At 56.4% G+C, this 1,901-nt stretch carries 2 protein-coding genes; one reads left to right on the top strand and one right to left on the bottom strand.

The window, feature by feature from the left end; all coding sequences use genetic code 11:
- Positions 1 to 1,060: OprD family outer membrane porin (locus tag F8N85_RS33795; protein WP_150807669.1), on the top strand; the 1,060-nt coding region annotated here is incomplete at its 5' end.
- 343 nt (positions 1,061 to 1,403) lie between these two features.
- Here the strand turns inward: F8N85_RS33795 and F8N85_RS33790 are convergent.
- On the bottom strand, positions 1,404 to 1,901 hold a 498-nt coding region (locus F8N85_RS33790), incomplete at its 5' end, for a nuclear transport factor 2 family protein (RefSeq protein WP_150807668.1).

Below are 1,901 nucleotides of genomic sequence, written 5' to 3'. Positions count from 1 at the left end.
CCACCCGGATAACAACAGCTTTTCTCCAAGCGACTCTGATGGCTCGGCTGAAAAATCGTGGAGCCGTGGAGGTGCCAACGTCAAGGCCAGGATATCCAAAACCGATCTGAAGGTGGGCAGCGCGCTACAACCTAACCTGCCGATCCTGGTTGCCAATGACGGTCGTGTGCTGCCTCAAACCTTTCAAGGCGGCATGCTGACTTCGAAAGAATTTAACAACGTGACGGTCAACGTCGGCAAGATCACTCAGGCAGCCGGTCGTGCATCCAGCAACTGGGCAGGGCTCTCAATAGCCGGTGCTACGCAAGACTCCAACAATTTTCAGTACGGTGGCGCGGACTGGAAAATCACCAAGGATTTGACCGTACAGGCATACCATTCGCAGCTTGAAGACTTTTACAAACAAACGTTCCTCGGCCTCGTTCACGTCTTCCCGATTGGCGACTCTCAAAGCTTCAAAACTGACCTTCGCTACTTCGATAGCAGCTCCAATGGCAAGAACGGGGACGCAGGCTACCGTTTCAACAACAACAGCGGTTACGCGAAAAATGCAGGCGAAGTCGACAACAAGACCTGGAGCGCCATGTTCACCTATACCCTTGGTGGTCACTCGCTGATGCTCGGCCATCAGCGCGTGAACGACGACGGTGGTTTTGTGTGGGTAAACAACGGGAACATCGTTGACAGCCGTGGGCGCAATGAGGGCGAGGGCGGCTCCAGCTTCTACCTGTTCACCGACAGCATGATCAACCCGTTCGTCCGTGCCGGAGAAAATACCACCTTCGGCCAGTACACCTATGACTTCGCTCCCGTTGGCGTGCCCGGCTTGAAAGCCAGCGTCGCGTACCTGCATGGCGATGATATTAAGGATGTCGGCAACGGTAGCGATCACTCGGAGTGGGAACGCGACATGCGCGTCGACTACGTTGTACAGAATGGCCCTCTGAAAAACTTCGGAGCGACCCTGCGTCACGGTGTCTATCGTGGTGACGATTCAGGCTCGGTACGTAATACCGACCAAACCCGTCTGATCTTCAACTACACCTACACCTTCATGTAAAACCACCTGTAATAAAAGGCTCCGTCATTCCACGTAATGCTGTTCACTTAAGCTCGGGGTTTCAGGCACACACATGCGTAGTGAGGGGGCGATGCATCAAGAGTAAAAGCGAGGCGGTATTTTGTTGATCGTGTACATATCCGTTGCTGCGGTCACGGCCACTGGCGGTTTCGCTTTTACAGCGAGTCACTTGGAAAAGCCCTTGGTTACTTGGGGCTTTTCCAAGTGACCCGCCGTAAGGGCGGAACCATAAGCCGCCGTTACCGCAGCAACGGATATGCACCCAATCCGAACAGCGCCGACATTACCGCAGCAACGGATATGTACACCGCCCAACCATCCTTCAGCGCACGCGAATCTTCGGATCACCCGCCCCGCGCCGCAAAGTCGCAAGAAACCCCTCCAGCGGTGCCGGCTCGGCAATTTCCGGCAAGGCCTCCTTGTCCGGCCGTTGCGCCCAGAACGCATCCCAGGACGGGAACAGCTCGTGAAACGTGCCGGCATAAGGCTCGCGCCCCGGCCAGCGCATTTTCAAGCCGCCAATCGGTGGTTTATTCAGGTCGGTGGCGTACCAATAGCACGGCAAGCGACGACGGAAGCACCAGCGTCCGTCGATCCGCTCGTAGTCGTCCCAATACAGCATCTGCATGATCACCCACTCCGGACCCGTCTCATGCTCGTTCTTGGAATAGACCACGCCCGTGGCATGATCCGGATCGCTGAACTCGATGATGTGCTGCCCCAGGTGATGGGAAGTGCCGTGAAACTGCTTGCGCATGGTTTCGTCCAGCCATGCCTTGAGGTGTGCACGGCCCGTCTTGTCGCGCCCCACACGCACGTC

Source organism: Pseudomonas fluorescens (assembly GCF_902497875.1).
GTDB lineage: Bacteria > Pseudomonadota > Gammaproteobacteria > Pseudomonadales > Pseudomonadaceae > Aquipseudomonas > Aquipseudomonas fluorescens_BR.
This window is presented reverse-complemented; position numbering and strand designations above follow the sequence as displayed.